Origin of the sequence: Mammaliicoccus lentus (genome assembly GCF_002902755.1) — a bacterium.
GTDB lineage: Bacteria > Bacillota > Bacilli > Staphylococcales > Staphylococcaceae > Mammaliicoccus > Mammaliicoccus lentus.
The window spans coordinates 1-18,459 of record NZ_PPRS01000021.1 but is presented as its reverse complement, the minus strand read 5'-3'; the positions used below and the strand labels follow the sequence as shown (position 1 = coordinate 18,459).

Genomic DNA, 18,459 nt, shown 5'->3' with positions numbered 1-18,459 from the left:
TAATCCCTTAGATATTTACTTTACAATTAAAACTGGTATTTTTGATCGTTTGGCTACTTTATGAGAAACACTACCCATCATCATTTCTTGAAAATTATTCAAGCCTCTTGTCCCTAGTACTATAATTTCATGTTGATGACGATTTGCTTCATTAATGACGGTTTGTGCTGGTTCTCCATGTTTTATTTTGATTTTATGTTTTATATGATTTTCTTCTAGAAATTGAGTAATTTGTGAAAGTTTTTCTTTTTGTTGCTGATTTGAATTTGCCCCATGTAAAATCACTGTTTTTGATTCATCTATTTCTACTACATTTAATACTGTTACGTGAGCTTCTGATTCTGCAATATTTAATATTTGTTGAGCTGCTCTATAACTATTTTCTGATCCATCGGCAGCTAATAAAATAGATTTATACATGTTACTCTCTCCTTTGTATATTAGTTTAAATGTCTTTCATTTAATTGACTAAGTTCAGAGATGATTTTTCTACTATCAGCATTTAATTGTTTAACGTATACACTATTTTGTTTATCTTCAAACTTTTTAACTATGGTATCAATTGCATCAACTGCTGAATCATCCCATAAATGTGCATCTGTAAAGTCTAATTCAATATGACTGTTTTCGATTGTAAAATCTAATTGCTCCATCATTGAATCTATCGAAACAAAAAATATTTGTCCTTTAAAATAATATAAATAACTTTTATCTTGTTGGTTTAATTCTACTCTAACGTTAGATATTTTTGTAGCAAAGAACAATGCACTGAAAATGACACCTACAACGACACCAATTGCAAGATTATTTGTGAACAAAACGATAATAACTGTGAGTAACATGACTACTGCATCAGATTTTGGTGCTTGTTTAATATATTTAAATGATTGCCAATCAAATGTACCAACCGATACCATTATCATAATACCTGCTAGTATAGGCATTGGGATTTGCACGACGATATCTCCTAATACAATAATAAGAAAAATAAGGACGATGCCTGCTGTAAACGTTGATAAACGGCTGTTAGCACCAGATCTAACATTTATTATAGATTGTCCAATCATAGCACAACCACCCATACCACCAAATAAACCTGTAATCACGTTTGCTATACCTTGTCCACGTGACTCTTTATTTTTATTACTATAACTATCAGTAGCATCATCTACTATTTTTGCTGTTAACAAGCTTTCAACTAGCCCAACAACAGCCATTGATAATGAAAATGGGAAAATAATTTTAAAAGTTTCTACATTAAATGGAACATCTGGTATAAGAAAATGAGGAAAAGCTCTCGTTATAGAACCTAAATCTCCTACTGTTCTTACATTTGCTCCGGTATACATATAAAGAGCAGTTAAAATGATGATTGCAATTAAAGGTGCTGGAATAGTTTTGAAGAATTTTGGAACAATATATACGATTAATAAAGTAATAATGAGATACATATAAGTACTAATTGATATACCGAATATATGTTCAAGTTGAGACATAAATATTAAAATAGCTAAAGCATTCACGAAACCAATCATTACTGATCTAGGTATAAATTTCATAAGCCTACCGATTTTGAGAATCCCTAATATTAACTGTATAATACCCATAAGTATTGTTGCAGCAAATAAATATTCAACGCCATGATCTCGAACTAGTGGTGTAACAATAAGAGCCACTGCACCAGCAGCACCTGAAATCATAGCAGGACGACCACCTACTATAGATGTAGTAGTCGCAATAATAAATGCTGCATAAAGCCCCACCATAGGGTCTACACCTGCTATAATTGAAAAAGCTATTGCTTCAGGTATAAGTGCTAAAGCCACTACAATACCTGCTAGAATGTTTTTACTAGGATTTGAAAACCATTCTATTTTTAAATTTTCAAACATAATCTAAACTCCTATTTTTATATTTTTAATAAAGTCATTATAAACAAAAGAGTTTCAAATGTATACCTTTTTGGAACTATCGAGGTGAAATATATGAAGTATGGTTATACAAGACCAGTAGAAATTTATGATTCTTTAGAACAACAAAAATTAAAATTATCCAATCAAGTTGATAAATTAATTGAAGAATCGCATTCTAACCCAGAAAACCGTAAAGAATTAAATTCTTTATTTTATAGTAAGTTAAACGATGGCGACCATTTATACATTACCGATTTATGTATTCTAGCTGATTCAGTTTCACAACTTGAAGAACTTATACAAATTGCCCAAGAAATAAATGTTACTATTTTTGTTGAGAACATTAACCTTACAATTAGCCCGGATTATCATACGACTTTTATCGAATCGCTCAGCAAAGTGATTCAATTTCAAAATGATATCATCAAATTTAGAACAAAAGTTGGTATGGAGAAGGCCAAGACGAGTGGTAAACGCATTGGTCGACCTCAACGAGATGACATTAATTTAAAAAACGCGATAGAAATGTACCACTCTAAAAAATATACACTAGAAGAAATTAAAGCAGAAACGAACATTAGTAGAGCCACTCTATATAGACATTTAAATAAATAATATAGTTTTTCATAAATAAATGAGGCTGAGCTCTAATTCATCAGTATTATTACTGAATGATTTTTGGCTCAGCCTCATTTTATTTTTTGGTTTTTATGATTTATATTTTCTTTTATTTTATTACGCCAGCATCTTTAGGATGTACGCCATGTATATAGTAATCTATTTCTTCTGGTTCTAATGGTTTTCTTCCTCTTATGATGTCTGCTGCTTTTTCTGCTAACATTAACACTGGTGAATGTATATTTCCGTTAGTTGTACGCGGCATTGCTGATGCGTCTACTACACGTAAGTTTTCCATTCCATGTACTTTCATTGTTAATGGGTCTACAACTGCCATAGGATCTGAAGCAGGTCCCATTTTCGCACTACATGATGGGTGTAATGCTGTTTCAGCATCTTTTTTAACCCAATCTAGGATTTCTTCATCTGTTTGTACAGATGGTCCTGGTGATATTTCACCATCATTGAAAGGTTTAAGTGCTGGTTGTGCTAATATTTTTCTTGCTATTCTTATTGCTTCAATCCATTCTTGTTCGTCTTCTTTTGTCGATAAGTAATTGAAGACAACTTTTGGTTTTTCAAATGGATCTTTAGATTTAATTTTCAAACTACCTCTTGAATTTGAATACATTGGCCCTATATGTACTTGGAAGCCGTGTTCAGTATCTGCTTTTTGTCCATCATAGCGTACTGCTAAAGGCAAGAAGTGGAACATTAAGTTAGGATATTCTACTTTATCGTTAGATCTTACAAATCCTCCACCCTCAAAATGGTTACTAGAAGCTGGACCTGTACGACCAAATATCCATTGCAAGCCAATGAAAGGCATCTTAAGTTTATTTAAGCTTGGTTGTTGTGAAACAGGTTTAGAAGATGCATGTTGTACATATACTTCTAAGTGGTCTTCGAAGTTTTCACCTACACCAGGTAAATGAACACGTGTTTCAATACCTAATGAATTTAAGTGTTCTGAATCACCTATACCTGATAATTGTAATAATTGTGGCGTATTGAAAGCACCACCACATAATATAACTTCTCCAGCTCCTACTGTATGTTTCTTACCATTTTTCTTATAAGTCACACCAGTAGCTTTTCTACCTTCATAGTTAATTTCTGTAACGAACGCACGTGTTTGAACAGTTAAATTTTTTCTCTTCATTGCTGGTCTCAAATATGCTGTTGATGCAGAAACTCTTCTACCATTGTGAATTTGGCTGTCAAAAGGTCCAAATCCTTCTTGTCTAAATCCGTTAACATCAGGTGTTTTGTTATATCCCGCTTGTACACCTGCATCAAAGAATGCTTGGAATAATGGGTTCTTTGCTGGGCCTCTTCTTAATTTAATTGGACCATTTTTCCCTCGGAATTGATCAGACTTATCGGCACCAAATGTTTTTTCTAATTTTTTAAAGTAAGGAAGACAGTTAGCATATTTCCATGTTTCCATTCCTTCAACTGAACCCCAACCTTCATAGTCTAATGGGTTACCTCTTTGATAAATCATACCATTGATAGAACTTGATCCACCAAGCACTTTACCTCTTGTATGTGATACTTTTCTACCACCCATATGAGGTTCTCCTTCAGTTTCATACTTCCAGTCGTAAAAACGATTACCTGAAGGATACATTAATGCTGCTGGCATTTGAATAAGTAAATCCCAAGGGTAGTCACTTCTTCCTGCTTCCAAAACTAAAACTGTTTTATCTTTATCTTCACTTAATCTACTTGCTAATACTGAACCGGCACTACCTCCGCCGATAATAATGTAATCATAAGATTTTTTCATCATGTTATCCTCCTGCATTTTACACTTCATTGTTGTATTTTATTTACTAAACCAATTAACCGGTTCAGGTTTTGTATTGGTAAATATATGTTTTGAAATTAAATATTCTTCTAATCCTTCTTTACCTAATTCTCTACCAATTCCTGATTGCTTATAGCCACCCCACGGTGCTTGAGCAAAATATGGATGGAAATCATTTATCCAAACTGTTCCCATTTTCAATTTATTAGCAACTCGATTTGCTTTAGCTATATCTTCAGTAAATACACCACCAGCTAAACCATAAATAGAATCATTTGCTAAACGTATAGCTTCACTTTCATCAGAGAACCCTTCGATTGTAACGACAGGTCCAAACACTTCTTCTTGGACAATTCTCATAGAAGTATCACAGTTTGTTATAACTGTCGGTTCAAAGAAAAAACCATCCTTTAAGTCTTCTCTATCTGGTCGCTTACCACCAACAGCAATTGTTGTACCTTCTTCTTTAGCGACTTCTATATATTTTTCAACTTTATCTCTATGTTCACTAGAAATAAGTGGTCCCATTTCTGTATCTTTATCAAAACCATTACCTAGTTTGATTTTTTTCACTCGATTAATAAAAGCTGTTTCAAATTCATCTTTAATGTCGTTGTGAACAATAATACGAGAACCCGCAGAACAAACTTGTCCAGCATGGAAATACCCGCCATTTAATGCTTGATCTACCGCTAGTTCAATGTCAGCATCTTCGAAAATAACATTAGGATTTTTGCCGCCAAGCTCTAACGCAATGTTTGTAACATGATCTGCAGCTTTTTTCATAATATGTTTACCTGTTTCAATTCCACCTGTAAATGAAACCAAATCTACATCTTTATGTGATGTTAATGTATCTCCTACTTCTGAACCTTTACCAAGAACTAAATTGATAACACCTTTTGGAATATTAGCTTCTTCCATTAATTCGAAAATTTTAATAGTCGTTAACGGTGTGATTTCACTTGGTTTGATTACTAACGAACAACCCGTCACGAGTGCCGGAGCTATTTTCCATGAAGCTTGTAGTAATGGATAGTTCCAAGGTGTAATTTGAGTTACAACCCCAACTGGCTCTTTCACTACTTTACTTTCTGAATTAGGGATAGGTGATTCGATAATTTCACCACCATCATTACCTCCTAGACCAGCAAAATACATAAACACATTATGAATATCATCCATGTCAGCATATGATTCTTCTAGTGTTTTACCTGTATCTAATGTTTCAAGCTCTGCTAATTCATCTTTGTTTTCTTTAATTAAATCAGCGATTTCTCTTACTTTTTGACATCTATTTTCACTTGTTTCATCAGCCCACACACCAGATTCAAAAGCATTTTTAGCTGCTTGAATAGCTTTAGCCGCATCTTCTGCTGTACCTTCCGAAACAGTTAGAATTACTTCCTGATTATATGGATTTACGATGTCGCGAGTAGCATTATTTGAAGCTTCTACCCACTGGCCATCAATATATTGACGCGTAGACAAATTATTTACATATCCCATAAAACTTACCTCCGTTAACTTTGTTAAATTTTTATTTAACGAACTTTACAAACTTATGTTAGCATATAAATTGAAAGGTCGTCAAATTACCTTTAATATTTGGAGCATGGCGTATCACTGTATTTCAAATAGACAAGCTAAACAAAAGCAACTACAATGTAAAAGAATTCATGATACAATTAAAGTAATTATTGGAGGTGTAGGTAGTGGCAAGTTCAGATAACTACAAAAAACAATTAGACCAAGCTAAAGATATCGTAATAAATGGCATCGGGGAGACGATGGATTTATACGGTGTTAATAGAAGTGTTGGCAACCTATATGGCACAATGGTTTTCCAAGGTAGTATGACACTAGATGAAATGCGGGAACAACTTCAAATGAGTAAACCGAGCATGAGTGCCGGCGTGAAGAAACTACAAGAGTTCGATCTTGTAAAACAACAATTCACTAGAGGCAGTAGAAAACAACACTTCATGGCTGAAAAAGATTTTTTCATATTCTTTAACAATTTCTTCCCTAAAAAATGGGATAGAGAAATTACGATTAATATGGATTCACTAAAAGAAGCAGTGGTATTACTCCAAAAAATTATTGATGCAGATGATGTTGACGCAGAAACTAAAGAGGATGCGATTGCTATTCACACACAACTAATAGAGTCCAAAAATTATTACAAGTGGCTCTCAAATATTAGTGAAGCCTTCAAAACAGGAGAAATTTATAAATACTTCCCAATACCAGAAGACGAAAACGAAGATTAATTTCAAATAAAAGCTCTACCCATTAGTTCGGATATCTAATGAGTAGAGCTTTTTTTATGTATCGTCTCGGTGTCGCGAGATATTGAATGTTGCACGTGATGACCGGCTTGCAACATTACATCCAATTACATTCTGAATCCAATAAAAACAGAGAACATCCTTTACCGTCTCAGGAGGTCCTCTGTTTTCTATCTTATGGATTATTATTTAATATATTATTTAAGGGTTGCTTACTTGCCTAGGGGTATGGTTTCGTCTCTCAAGCTTCTTACTTACAAATATTTATGTTCTTTCAAATAAGCTACTATTTCTTCTACCGCTTCTTCTACGCTATGTTGTTCTGTATCTATTATAATTTCTGGATTAGATGGTTCTTCGTATGGTGCGTTGATTCCAGTAAATTCTTTAATTTCTCCGCTTCTTGCTTTTTTGTACAGACCTTTAGGATCTCTTGCTTCACATTCGTCTAAACTGCATTTTGTATATACTTCTATAAACTCTCCATCTTCTAATATATCTCTCACGATATTTCTATCTTCTTCGTATGGAGAAATAAATGCTGTCATTGTGACCACTCCTGCGTCGACCATCAACTTTCCTACTTCGCCTATGCGTCGTATATTCTCTTTTCTGTCTTCAGGACTGAATCCTAAATTTTTATTTAAACCGTGTCTAATGTTGTCGCCGTCTAAACGATATGATGTAATCTTCTGTTCAAATAGTGCTTTTTCTAACGCTACTGAAACTGTAGATTTTCCTGATCCGGATAATCCTGTGAACCATATTACGACGCTTTTATGTCCGTTTCTTTCTTGTCTCTCGGCTTTTGTAACTTCGGAATCATGCCACGTTATGTTAGTAGATGTACTCATACTTTTTATTCGCTCCTTGCAAGATTAATTTTCTTTCAAACCTCTAATTAATACTTCAGCTACTTCTGGTCTTGAAAATTCTTTCGGTAATTGTTCACCGTTGCGTAATTTCTCTCGAACTTTAGTACCGCTAAGATGTACATGATTTGATTTATCGTGAGGACAAGTTTTTGCTGTTGTCATGTTTTCACAAATTGTGCAGTAAAATGCATGTTCGAATTTGAATATATTAATATCTATTTCATCTTCATATTGTGTGATTAATTCTTGTGCTTCATAAGTGCCATAATAGTCACCTACACCAGCGTGATCACGACCCACTATAAAATGCGTACAACCATAGTTTTTACGTACTAAAGCATGTAAAATCGCTTCTCTAGGACCTGCATAGCGCATTGCTGCTGGGTATATTACCAATCTTGCTCTATCTTCTGGGAAGTAGTGTTTTAAGATAACTTGATAACTTTCCATTCGAATGTCCGCTGGTATGTCATCTGACTTTGTTTCTCCAACTAATGGATTTAGCAATAAACCGTCTACCGATTCTAAAGCTATTTTTTGAATATATTCATGTGCGCGATGCACAGGATTTCTCGTTTGGAATCCTACTACTGTCTTCCATCCTAATTCTTTAAAAAGTGCTCTAGTCTCTGTAGGATCTAAATGAAAATCATTAAATTCGTCATGTTTAGGACGAGCCACTAATTGAATAGGACCAGCTAAATAAACATTTCCTTTTTCATATACACGTTTAACGCCTGGGTGGTCCACTTCTGTTGTACCATATACATTTTGTGCTTCTTTAACTTTATCGTAAGTATATTTTTCCTCAAGTTTTATAACGCCATATAAATAGCCATCCTCACCATAAAGTGCAACGTCATCTCCAATTTCTAATTCATCAGCTTCTTCTTCTGTCACTGGTAAAGTAATAGGGATGCTCCATACAAGTCCATTTTCTAGTCGTAAATTGTCTACTACACTTTCATAATCTTTTTGTCCTAGAAAACCTGTTAATGGACTGAAACCGCCTATAGCAATTAATTCCAAATCAGAGATACTCCATGGATTTAAAGTTATCTTCGGAAATGTTTGTGCTGCTTCTATTAATTGTTCTTTTTCGTTACCTTCAACTTGACGATTAATTAATTGACCACCGTGTGGCTTGATAGTTTCGTCTACAGTTTGAGTTGTTGATGTCATCATGCTTCACTCCTATTAGTTAATTTGATCTACTTTACTAGATTTTTGAGTTTGTACATTGAACGGGAATTTTTGATGTTGGTAAAGTGTAAATAATACTAAACCTGCCCATATTATAATGATGCCGATTTTGACGATTGTTATCGTTACAGCACTGTCTACAAAAGCATTTAAAAGTAAATTGCTATTTGTAAATATAATTAGCCCACCTACACATACAGCAAGTATGTATACAGGTAAAGTTTTTACTAACCATGCTGCGAATGGCGCTGCTACTACACCGCCTAAAGCTAAAGCCGCTACAAGTGCGATGTTAATCTGACTCCATCCAAGGAATATAATAAATCCAAGTGAAGTAGAAATCGTGACAAAGAATTCGCTCGTTGAGACTGTTCCAATAACATATCTCGGTTCTATTTTATTTCTAGATAATAGTAACGGAGTGTTAACTGGGCCCCAACCGCCACCACCAATCGCATCTAAAAAACCTGCAATAGCTCCTTGTGGAACAAGTAAAAATCCTGATAATTTACCTTCATTGAGCTCATTATTTTTTTGCTTTTTAAATACGAATTGATAAATGATATAAATCCCCATAGAGAGTAAAAATATTGCGATAAACGGTTTAATAAATTCACTGTGCAAATTGCTGAGCACGGCAGCTCCAATAAACCCTGTAATTGCACCAGGTAAAGCGAGTTTTAAAATAATCGATTTATCAACATTCTCAAACTTTAAATGTGATAGCCCTGATGCTGCAGTCGTTGCAACTTCTGAAAAATGTATCGTAGCAGAAGCAATTGCTGGTGCGATTCCAAATGTTAACAGCAATGAAGACGAGGTAGCTCCAAATCCCATTCCAAGAGATCCGTCAATCAATTGTGCTAAGAACCCCACGATTGCAAATATCGTTAATTTTCGCATATGTTACTCCTTTCTTTAGTCATTTTCGGTTGTAACGTTAACCACTCTATAAATTCTCGCTGTTTATTTTTATCAAAATATTTATCTGAAAGTATGATTTCTAATAAATGATTTTGTTCTAAACGTTCTATATTTAGTCCTTTAATGATTGATCGACAATTACTTAAAAAATCTACATATTCACCATAATCATCTGGATAATCATCTTCTAAATTTCTTAATATCGACGATACAAGCTTAGGGCTTGCGCCTCCGCTTGAAACACTTATAGTCAATTTACCTCTTTTAAATGTCCCGGGAAATATAACATCTCCCTCTTGAGCGTTACTCGTCATATTAAGCAAAGTGTGTTTAGGTACTTCCTCTTTCAGACGATTGTTTACATCTGCTTCATCTGTTGCGACAACCACTAAATCCGCATTCGTTAAATCGGTAGACGTTATTGCTTTTTTGTGCCAAATAATTTTTTGTTCACTTTGCATTCGATATATATAATTAGAAACGTCTGGGCTAATAACGTGAATTTTTGCGCCACTATTTATTAACTTTCTAACACGGCGTTCAGCAATGTTCCCACCGCCTGCTATAACAACTGTCTTATTGGATAAATCCATCAATATTGGCACGTAAGCCATCTACATCATCCTTTATTTAATGCAAATTCTCGAATTTCTTCATGGTGTATCGTTTCAAGCACTCGATCTTTCAATGCTTCTTGTATCGCTTCATGGTGACCTAAATGCTCACAAACAATGATATCGCTATTTGATTTATGATTTTGAACAGTGCTCTCAATATGTTTTTCCAGTACGCCTGTAAACCATAGATAAGGCGCAATATATATTTGAGAATGACCTTCATCAAGTGCGGATTCTAGCGCATCTTCAAAAGATGGTTCACATGCTGCTAAGTAACAAGCCTCTACATCATCAAATGGAGTTGTTTCATATAATGTTTCAGTTATTGCCGAAATATCAATTTTAGTTTGAGGATTATAACTACCCCGTCCAACGACTAACAGTTTTGCATCCGAATGAGGTAACACATGCGTTTCTTTAAGACGGTCATTAATGATATTCGTTAATCTAGGTTGAACGCCTAAAGGTTGACCATATGTAAACACTACATCTGGATGCTTCACTTTAATTTCGTTTAAAACTTCAGGTATATCTTTAAAATAATGACCAGCACTTAATAAAAGAACTGGTATGACAGATATTTCTGTCGCACCTTTTTCAATTAATTTATGCATACCTTGATGAATTGTAGGTTCTGCTAGTTCTAAGAAACATATTTCTTGAAGAGATACATCTACCTTCTCTTTCACTGTTTCAATAAAAGAAATTGCTTCTTCCGTTGCTTCTTTTATTCTGCTACCGTGACTGACGTATAGTACACCTTTCATTGTATCCCTCCGATTTAATGCATGAGTTCTGGAATATGTTTATCTTGAGCGACTTCTTCGAACCAATTTATTTTTTCTCTTAATTTAACGACTTCACCAATTACAATCATTGCTGGATTTTGAATTTCTCTAGCTCTATCAACAATATCTTTTAAAGTTCCTGTTACTGTAATTTGTTGATTGGATGTTCCGCAATGAATTAAAGCAACTGGCGTATTAGGATTTCTACCGTGTTTTATTAATATATTTTTTATTTCCGGGAGTTTTTTTACGCCCATATATATACATAATGTTTCCGGTCCCAGTGCTAGATGTTTCCAGTATTCATCTTCATCTACTGAGTCTTTAATAACGCCTGTTACAAAAGCAACTGAAGAACTATAATCTCTGTGTGTAACAGGAATGCCAGCATATGCTGGAGCTGCTACACCAGCTGTTATACCTGGAACTACTTCAAATGGTATGTCATGAGACTTTAAAGTTTCCGCTTCTTCTCCACCTCTACCAAAGATAAAAGGGTCTCCCCCTTTTAACCTTGTAACTGTCTGGCCCTCTAAAGATAAAGTAACAAGTAATGCATTGATTTCTTCTTGTTTTAGTGAATGATTATCTGGGCTTTTACCACAGTATATGAGTTTCGTATCTTCAGACGCATATTCGAGTAATGCTTTATTTACTAGTCGATCATACATAATGACATTTGACTGTTTAATTGCTTTAATACCTTTAATTGTGATTAAGTCTGGATCACCCGGACCGGCGCCAACCAAATATACTTTGCCCATTTTTCCACCTCTTTTTATTGACTATGAAAATCTTGACCTGAGTATGTTTCTTTAATAATGTCTTTACGAATAACAAAGTCTCCAAAATGTTCGCCTTCATCTTTTTCTTTTCCATACTGGATAAGAATTGGTTTTAGACTTTCTAATATTTCATCTTCACCAATATTTTCTTTAAATAATTTGTTTAAACGATCTCCTGCGAATCCACCGCCAAGGTACATATTATATTTACCTGGCGCTTTACCGATAAATGCAATTTCTGCTAGTGCTGGTCTTGCACATCCATTAGGGCAACCCGTCATACGAATTGTAATTTCCTCTTCATTTAAGCCAGCTTCATCTAATAGTCCTTCTATTTTATTGATTAAAGTTGGTAAATAACGTTCAGACTCTGCCATCGCTAAACCACATGTTGGAAAAGCTACACAAGCCATAGAATTTCTTCTTAATCCTGTGTAATGTTCACCATCAGTAATACCATATTCATCAATAATTTTTTGAATGTTATCTTTATTTGATTCATCAACATTAGCTATAATTAAATTTTGGTTTGGCGTTAAACGTAAATCACCGTCGTGAATTTCAGCGATTTTTCGAAGTGCTGTTTTTAACTGATAATCTTTAGTATCTTTAACTCGACCATTTTGTACAAACAGCGTAAAGTGCCATTTACCACTACCTTCAGTCCAACCATAACGATCACCATTATGTTCAAATTCAAATGGTTTCACTTCTTCAATTTCCCAACCTAAACGGTTATTCAGTTCATTTCTAATCCAATCAACACCGTATTTATCCACTGTATATTTGAAACGAGCGTTTAATCTGTTTGTTCTGTTACCATAATCTCTTTGAATCGTTAAAATAGCTTCAGATACTTCTACCGCTTTATCTTTATCAATATAGCCTAATAATCTTCCAACTTGTGGGTATGTGTCTGTATTACCGTGCTTCATTCCCATACCGCCACCAACTGTTACGTTAAAGCCGACTAATTTATCGTCTTCAATGATGGATATTAGTCCAATATCTTGAGAATAAACGTCGATATCATTTGAAGGTGGAACTGCAATGCCAATTTTGAATTTACGTGGTAAATACGTTTTTCCATACATCGGTTCTACTTCTTCTTTTGTATCAACTACTTTTTCACCGTCTAACCATATTTCATGATAAGCACCAGTTCGAGGTGATAAATGATCGCTAATTTGACTAGCTAATGTATCTACCTCTTTATGTACATCAGATTGATAAGGGTTTGGATTACACATTACGTTTCTGTTAACGTCACCACAAGCTGCTAGTGAGTCCATAACCGCTTGGTGAATACTTTGCATAGAACTTTTTAGATTTCTTTTCAAAATGCCATGAAACTGAAATGCTTGTCTTGTCGTTAACTTAATTGTTCCATTTGCGTATTGATCGGATATATCATCCATTGCAATCCATTGATCTGCCGTTGCTGTACCGCCCGGAACTCTTACTCTAATCATAAAACTATAAGCTGGTTCTAATTTCTGTCTTCTTCGTTCGTCACGTATATCTCTATCGTCTTGCATGTAACTACCGTGGAACTTTAGTAACTTCGTATCATCATTTGCGATAGCACCAGTTATTTCATCATCTAAACCTTCTTGTATGCTACCTCTTAAGTAATTACTTCTATATTTTATATGCTCTAATTCATCTAATTTCTCAGATAGTTCTGTGTGAGTGCTCATATATTTTGCCCCCTCTTAATAAATATCTCTTTGATACTTTTTATCTTTCTTTAATTTCGTTAAAAATGTTTCCGCTTCTTCTTCGTTATAATGACCTTCTTTTTGGATAACGTTTAATAGAGATTGATGTACATCTTTCGCCATATTTTTCTCATCTCCACAAACGTATATTGCTGCACCTTCTTTAATCCATTGATAAAGTTCTTCGCCATTTTCTTCAATGCGATGTTGTACATAAACCTTTTCTTCAGTATCCCTTGAAAATGCTAAGTTCATCTTAGTTAACACACCATCTTTTAACCATGTTTGCCATTCTGTTTGATATAAGAAATCCGTTGTAAAGTGTTGTTCTCCAAAGAATAACCAAGATTTATTTCCGAGCTCTAATTCTTCTTTTTCTTGAATATATGATCTAAATGGTGCAATACCAGTACCTGGGCCAATCATAATAACTGGTGTATCTTCTGTTTTAGGAAACTTAAAGTTTGGATTCTTTTTCAAATAAATAGAAACTTTGTCTCCTGGCTCTAATCTTTCAGCAAATTGAACAGAGCATACACCTTTGCGATCTCGTCCATTGGCATGATATCTAACGGCTCCTATTGTAAGATGAACTTCATCTGGATTTGCTTCGTAACTGCTAGCAATCGAATATTCTCTCGCTGGTAATTTTCTAAGAATTTTATGCAGTGCTTCAGGTTGTAAATCTTCTGGTGGGAAATCATTGATTAAATCTATAAAATCTCGACCTTCTACATATCCATATATCCATCTATCTTTTTTCACTTTTTCTGATAGCACACCGTTTTCAAAAATGTCAGCTGCCTTTTTAATAATTGGTTTTGTTAATTTTGTAATTTCAAAGTAATTAGTTAAAGCATCACGTAAACTCAGCTTATCTCCATCTTCGTTAATCGGCACTTCTTCATCTGCATTCCATACGAGTGTTTCGATTAATTCTTCAACAAATTCCGGATCATTTTTCGGGAAGATACCAATACAATCACCCGGTTCAAATGCTTCGCCAAAACCTTCTAACGATAACTCAATGTGTCTTACTTCTTTATTAGATCCACGTCCATTTAAATTAATGTTCTCAAGAATTTCAGCCTCGTAAGGATTTGTTCTAGAATAAGTCTGAGTTGTTGAAATATGTTCTGGATCGACTTGAGCTGGTATATCTGATGTATTACCTGCTTCCACTGCCAAAGCATTTAATATATCTTCCATCCATTTCTCAGCTGGTTCATCAAAATCTAAATCACAATCAATACGTTGATGTAACCTTTCAGCTCCTAATTCTTCTAACTTTTTATCGAAATCTTTTCCTGTTTGGCAGAAAAATTCATAAGATTCATCGCCAAGTGCAAGTACAGAGAATCTAACGTCATTTAACTTAGGCGCCTTCCTACTATGTATAAATTCATGGAATGTGATGGCATTATCTGGAGGGTCACCTTCACCGTGAGTAGCAGTAATAATAAATAAATCTTCTACTTTCTTTAAATTCTTTGGTTTGAAATCTTCCATACATTCAAGCTGAACATTAAATGACTGTTCTTTTAATTTATTTTCTAGTGTTTCAGCTAATCCTTGTGCATTTCCTGTTTCAGAACCGTATAACACTGTAATATCTCTTTGTTTCGGTAGCGTTGCAACGCTCGTTTCTGTTGTAGGTTCTAATACTGCTTGATTTGAATCATTTTTAAATTGTGAAGCTGTCAAATAACCACTCAACCAAACTTTCTGTTCGGGTGTAAGTGTTGAAAGTAATTGAGTAATGCTTTCTGACTGCTGTTGATTAAATGGGCTATTCGTTACTGTTAACTCCAAAAATGTCACCTCATCCTGTCCAATTTTTATTTGAAAAACTAATTAATCTTATTGGTATACTATGTTTTAATGTTAAAAATTTTAGCTTGCAGTTTTACTTTGTGTGCAAGCCACATTCTGTTTTGTTAAAGTTTGTCCATCTACCTTCTCTAGAATCCCCCGATGAAGAAACTTGTGATGTACAAGGTATGCAACCTATACTCGGATATTGAAAATCATGTAGTTCATTGTAAGTTAAATCATGTTTTTCGATGTATTCCCACACATCATCCCATGTCCAATAAATTAATGGGCAAACTTTAATTGATTTAAATCTTTCATCTTTATTAATAAAATTTGTGTTTTGTCTGCTTGGAGATTGTTCTCTTCTCAATCCAGATACCCATGCAGTAGCACCAGATAGCACTTCTTCTAAAGGTTTTATTTTTCTAATATAACAACACTGATTAGGATTACTCGTCCATAAAGCAGGTTCATATTGATCAGCTTGTTCCTCTAGTGTGAGATCTGGTTTTTTAAGTTCAATATTTAGTTTTGGATATCTCTCTTTAACACGATCAATTAAGTCGTAAGTTTCTTGAAAGTGTAAGTCTGTATCTAAAAATACGATTTTAGCATCGTTTTTCACTTTAGATATTAAATCAATGAGAATCATACCTTCAGCACCAAAACTACATGAATAAACAATGGAATCTCCATAATGTTCATACGCCCATTTAATAATATGATAAGCGCCCTTTGTTTCGTCATCAGCATTTAAATTTTCAAACGGGTCCGTTTCAAAGCGTTCATAAGTTAACACTTCAGTCATGACTTAAATAACCTCCTTTTACATAAAAATGGTTTATTTTTAAACATAGCTATTTCTGAAAAATATTTTATTCTGATATGTTTACTAGGAATAATAAATTATGATGATTAGCTTACCCGATAGTTACATACATGTCAACAGTTCTTTTTTTAATTTTCTGTTAATTGAAGATAAGTAATACAAAAAAAGATTGTCAATAAGCCAATGATTGACTTATTAACAACCTTAATTATTTTACAAATTATCATCTTCTCTTTTTTCTCTAACCTGAACAATCCTTAAAGAACGTCTTTCAACTTCTTTCAATTTATCAGCACGTTCTTCTAGTTTTATCCGATCGCCTGATAAAGTCCTTATAAAGGATATCATCATCATCACAAATATACCTATTAAAGGAACACTTGCTAAAATGGAAGCAGTTTTTAAAACTTCTAAAGCTTTTTCTCCTCCTACAAGCATTAAAGAGAATGGTAATAGACATAAAGCAAATGCCCAGAAAAGACGGTTCGCTTTAAGTGGTTCATCTATAACTTTTTTCTGTGTTGCAGCAGCTAAAATATAAGAACCCGAATCAAACGTAGTTGCTAAATATAGAAACGCTGAGATTAAGAACAATACAACCATCACTTTAGGTAATGGTAATTGATGCATCACTTCAATAATGGTAGCTTCAGGTGTATGTTGATTTAAGAACTGAATAACATCGAATTGTCCTGATAATTGAAGAAATACTGCATAGTTACCTAAAATACCAAAGAATAATACGCACCCTAAAGTTCCATAAATAATTGTTCCTAAAATAACTTCTTTCAAAGTACGTCCTTTAGAAATTCTTGCAATAAATAGTCCTATGAATGGTGCATATACGAGCCACCATGACCAGTAGAACACAGTCCAGTCTTGTGGGAAGTTCGTTTCTTTTCTTCCTCCTATGCCACCAAATGGCTCTAGCCAAGTACTCATTTGGAAGAAGTTTTTCAACATATTACCTAAACTAGAAACTGTTGTTTCCATTATAAAGACTGTTGGTCCGATAATAAGCACGATACCTAAAATAATAAATGTTAGCCAAACATTTATGTCACTTAATTTTTGAATACCTTTCTTCAAACCAGTATACGAGCTAAATGCGAATATGACTGTAATGATAAGTAATATAATACTTCGCATCACCATGTTCTCTCCGTCTAGCCCTGTCAGTCGCTCTATACCAGCCGCAATCATTGGCACACCTAGCGCAAGTGATGTTGCCGCTCCGCCAAGCAAACCAAATATAAATAAAATATCTACAGTTTTACCAAGAAATTTATCAGTCTGACCTTTTAAAATTGGTCGACAAGCATGACTAATTTTATAAATGGGCTTTTTCTTAACGAATACTAAATACCCAATAGGCAATGCTGGTAATACATATATTGCCCAAGCAATTGGACCCCAATGGAACATGCCATACATCGTAGCATATTCTAGCGCTTCATCAGTCATACCTCCTGCACCATAAGGTGGTACTTGATAATAATAAGCCCACTCTATAACGCCCCAATAAAGTATATCGGAACCTATTCCAGCACAAAAGAGCATAGAAGCCCAACTGAAATTATTGAACTCTGGTTTATCGCTAGCTTTCCCAAGTGTTACTTTTCCGTACTTACCAAAAGCTATGTATAACACAAATCCAAATACTACTAATCCTAGTAATAGATAGACCGAGCCTAATGAATTAGAAATCGTTTCATTAATCTGTGTAATAACATACTGACTCGTTTTTGGGAAGACTATCATCGGTACTACGGCAAATAATAATACTGCTACCGTACCAAGGAACGTCCACCAGTCCATAATTTTATATTTTTGCAATCCTGAACACCCCTCGTTGTCGGTTATTATGTATCGTAAATTGAAATCATGATCAATGATTAATGAATACGACAAAACAAATCACAATGATGAGGTTATACAAGTTTTAATAATAATGCAAATTTCATACAATCTATTTCTGATGTTATTTTGAATAATTATATAATTACATTAATTAAAATGTGAACAAATATCGCTACAACAACTGTGTTAAGTTAACATTTAACGTACTGAACAAATTTAATTAACTTTAATAACGTATTTTTATGCATGTTATATGAATAAAAATTTATATTAAAAAAGAGCTAGAAAATGAATTTCCAGCTCTTTTATGGTTCTGTTGCAAAGTTGAATTTATAGTATAATTTTAACAAAAAGGAGTCTTCTGTATGAACTATTTCAGATATAAACAATTTAACAAGGATGTTATC

General features: G+C 34.1%; 17 protein-coding genes. 3 read left to right on the top strand and 14 right to left on the bottom strand.

All coding sequences use genetic code 11. The annotated features are described in order from the left end of the window. Nucleotides 1–15: 15 nt before the first annotated feature. Nucleotides 16–420, bottom strand: a complete 405-nt coding sequence (locus tag CD135_RS07255) for a universal stress protein (RefSeq protein ID WP_103269108.1) — start codon at nt 418–420, stop codon at nt 16–18. 20 nt (nt 421–440) lie between these two features. Continuing rightward, nucleotides 441–1,892, bottom strand: a complete 1,452-nt coding sequence (locus CD135_RS07250) for a SulP family inorganic anion transporter (RefSeq protein WP_064205055.1) — start codon at nt 1,890–1,892, stop codon at nt 441–443. 93 nt (nt 1,893–1,985) lie between these two features. Here CD135_RS07250 and CD135_RS07245 point away from each other — a divergent pair, with 93 nt between their 5' ends. Next, nucleotides 1,986–2,528: a recombinase family protein gene (locus CD135_RS07245; protein WP_103269107.1), complete on the top strand. Its 543-nt coding sequence runs from the start codon at nt 1,986–1,988 to the stop codon at nt 2,526–2,528. A gap of 112 nt (nt 2,529–2,640) precedes the next feature. Here CD135_RS07245 and betA read toward each other — a convergent pair whose 3' ends face one another. After that, nucleotides 2,641–4,323: a choline dehydrogenase gene (betA, locus tag CD135_RS07240; protein ID WP_017000091.1), complete on the bottom strand. Its 1,683-nt coding sequence runs from the start codon at nt 4,321–4,323 to the stop codon at nt 2,641–2,643. A gap of 39 nt (nt 4,324–4,362) precedes the next feature. Then, the gene (betB, locus tag CD135_RS07235; protein ID WP_017000090.1) at nt 4,363–5,853 is read right to left on the bottom strand and encodes a betaine-aldehyde dehydrogenase; all 1,491 of its coding nucleotides are present in this window, start codon (nt 5,851–5,853) and stop codon (nt 4,363–4,365) included. Nucleotides 5,854–5,908: 55 nt separating this feature from the next. Here betB and CD135_RS12980 point away from each other — a divergent pair, with 55 nt between their 5' ends. Next, a complete protein-coding gene (locus CD135_RS12980) occupies nt 5,909–6,076 on the top strand; it encodes a hypothetical protein (RefSeq protein ID WP_180991114.1) in 168 nt (55 codons plus the stop codon). Then, complete coding sequence (gene cudC / locus CD135_RS07230) at nt 6,060–6,617, top strand: choline uptake/conversion transcriptional regulator CudC (RefSeq protein ID WP_017000089.1); 558 nt, start codon at nt 6,060–6,062, stop codon at nt 6,615–6,617. Before CD135_RS12980 ends, cudC begins: the two co-directional genes overlap by 17 nt. A 272-nt stretch (nt 6,618–6,889) precedes the next feature. On the opposite strand, the gene cysC is transcribed toward cudC, so the two are convergent. The 10 genes from cysC to CD135_RS07180 all read right to left on the bottom strand — a co-directional run bounded on the left by cysC (nt 6,890) and on the right by CD135_RS07180 (nt 18,028). After that, the gene (gene cysC, locus CD135_RS07225) at nt 6,890–7,489 is read right to left on the bottom strand and encodes an adenylyl-sulfate kinase (RefSeq protein WP_017000088.1); all 600 of its coding nucleotides are present in this window, start codon (nt 7,487–7,489) and stop codon (nt 6,890–6,892) included. A 24-nt stretch (nt 7,490–7,513) separates the two neighbouring features. Beyond that, nucleotides 7,514–8,692: a sulfate adenylyltransferase gene (gene sat / locus CD135_RS07220; RefSeq protein ID WP_103269106.1), complete on the bottom strand. Its 1,179-nt coding sequence runs from the start codon at nt 8,690–8,692 to the stop codon at nt 7,514–7,516. Nucleotides 8,693–8,707: 15 nt separating this feature from the next. Next, nucleotides 8,708–9,616, bottom strand: a complete 909-nt coding sequence (locus CD135_RS07215) for a sulfite exporter TauE/SafE family protein (protein WP_103269105.1) — start codon at nt 9,614–9,616, stop codon at nt 8,708–8,710. Continuing rightward, nucleotides 9,604–10,251, bottom strand: a complete 648-nt coding sequence (locus CD135_RS07210; protein ID WP_017000085.1) for an NAD(P)-binding protein — start codon at nt 10,249–10,251, stop codon at nt 9,604–9,606. Before CD135_RS07210 ends, CD135_RS07215 begins: the two co-directional genes overlap by 13 nt. Before the next feature lie 5 nt (nt 10,252–10,256). Continuing rightward, on the bottom strand, nt 10,257–11,021 hold the full coding sequence (locus tag CD135_RS07205) for a sirohydrochlorin chelatase (RefSeq protein WP_017000084.1): 765 nt from the start codon (nt 11,019–11,021) through the stop codon (nt 10,257–10,259). Nucleotides 11,022–11,035: 14 nt separating this feature from the next. Further along, nucleotides 11,036–11,806 (bottom strand): uroporphyrinogen-III C-methyltransferase, encoded by a 771-nt coding sequence (cobA, locus tag CD135_RS07200; RefSeq protein ID WP_017000083.1) that lies wholly within the window; start codon nt 11,804–11,806, stop codon nt 11,036–11,038. A gap of 14 nt (nt 11,807–11,820) precedes the next feature. Further along, nucleotides 11,821–13,527: an assimilatory sulfite reductase (NADPH) hemoprotein subunit gene (locus CD135_RS07195; RefSeq protein ID WP_064205064.1), complete on the bottom strand. Its 1,707-nt coding sequence runs from the start codon at nt 13,525–13,527 to the stop codon at nt 11,821–11,823. 15 nt (nt 13,528–13,542) lie between these two features. Next, nucleotides 13,543–15,360: an assimilatory sulfite reductase (NADPH) flavoprotein subunit gene (locus CD135_RS07190; protein WP_103269104.1), complete on the bottom strand. Its 1,818-nt coding sequence runs from the start codon at nt 15,358–15,360 to the stop codon at nt 13,543–13,545. Nucleotides 15,361–15,454: 94 nt separating this feature from the next. After that, nucleotides 15,455–16,171 carry a phosphoadenylyl-sulfate reductase gene (locus CD135_RS07185; protein WP_017000080.1) on the bottom strand — a complete coding sequence of 239 codons (717 nt, stop codon included), beginning with the start codon at nt 16,169–16,171 and terminating at the stop codon, nt 15,455–15,457. Between the two features lie 234 nt (nt 16,172–16,405). Continuing rightward, nucleotides 16,406–18,028 carry a BCCT family transporter gene (locus tag CD135_RS07180; protein ID WP_064205066.1) on the bottom strand — a complete coding sequence of 541 codons (1,623 nt, stop codon included), beginning with the start codon at nt 18,026–18,028 and terminating at the stop codon, nt 16,406–16,408. Nucleotides 18,029–18,459: the final 431 nt, after the last annotated feature.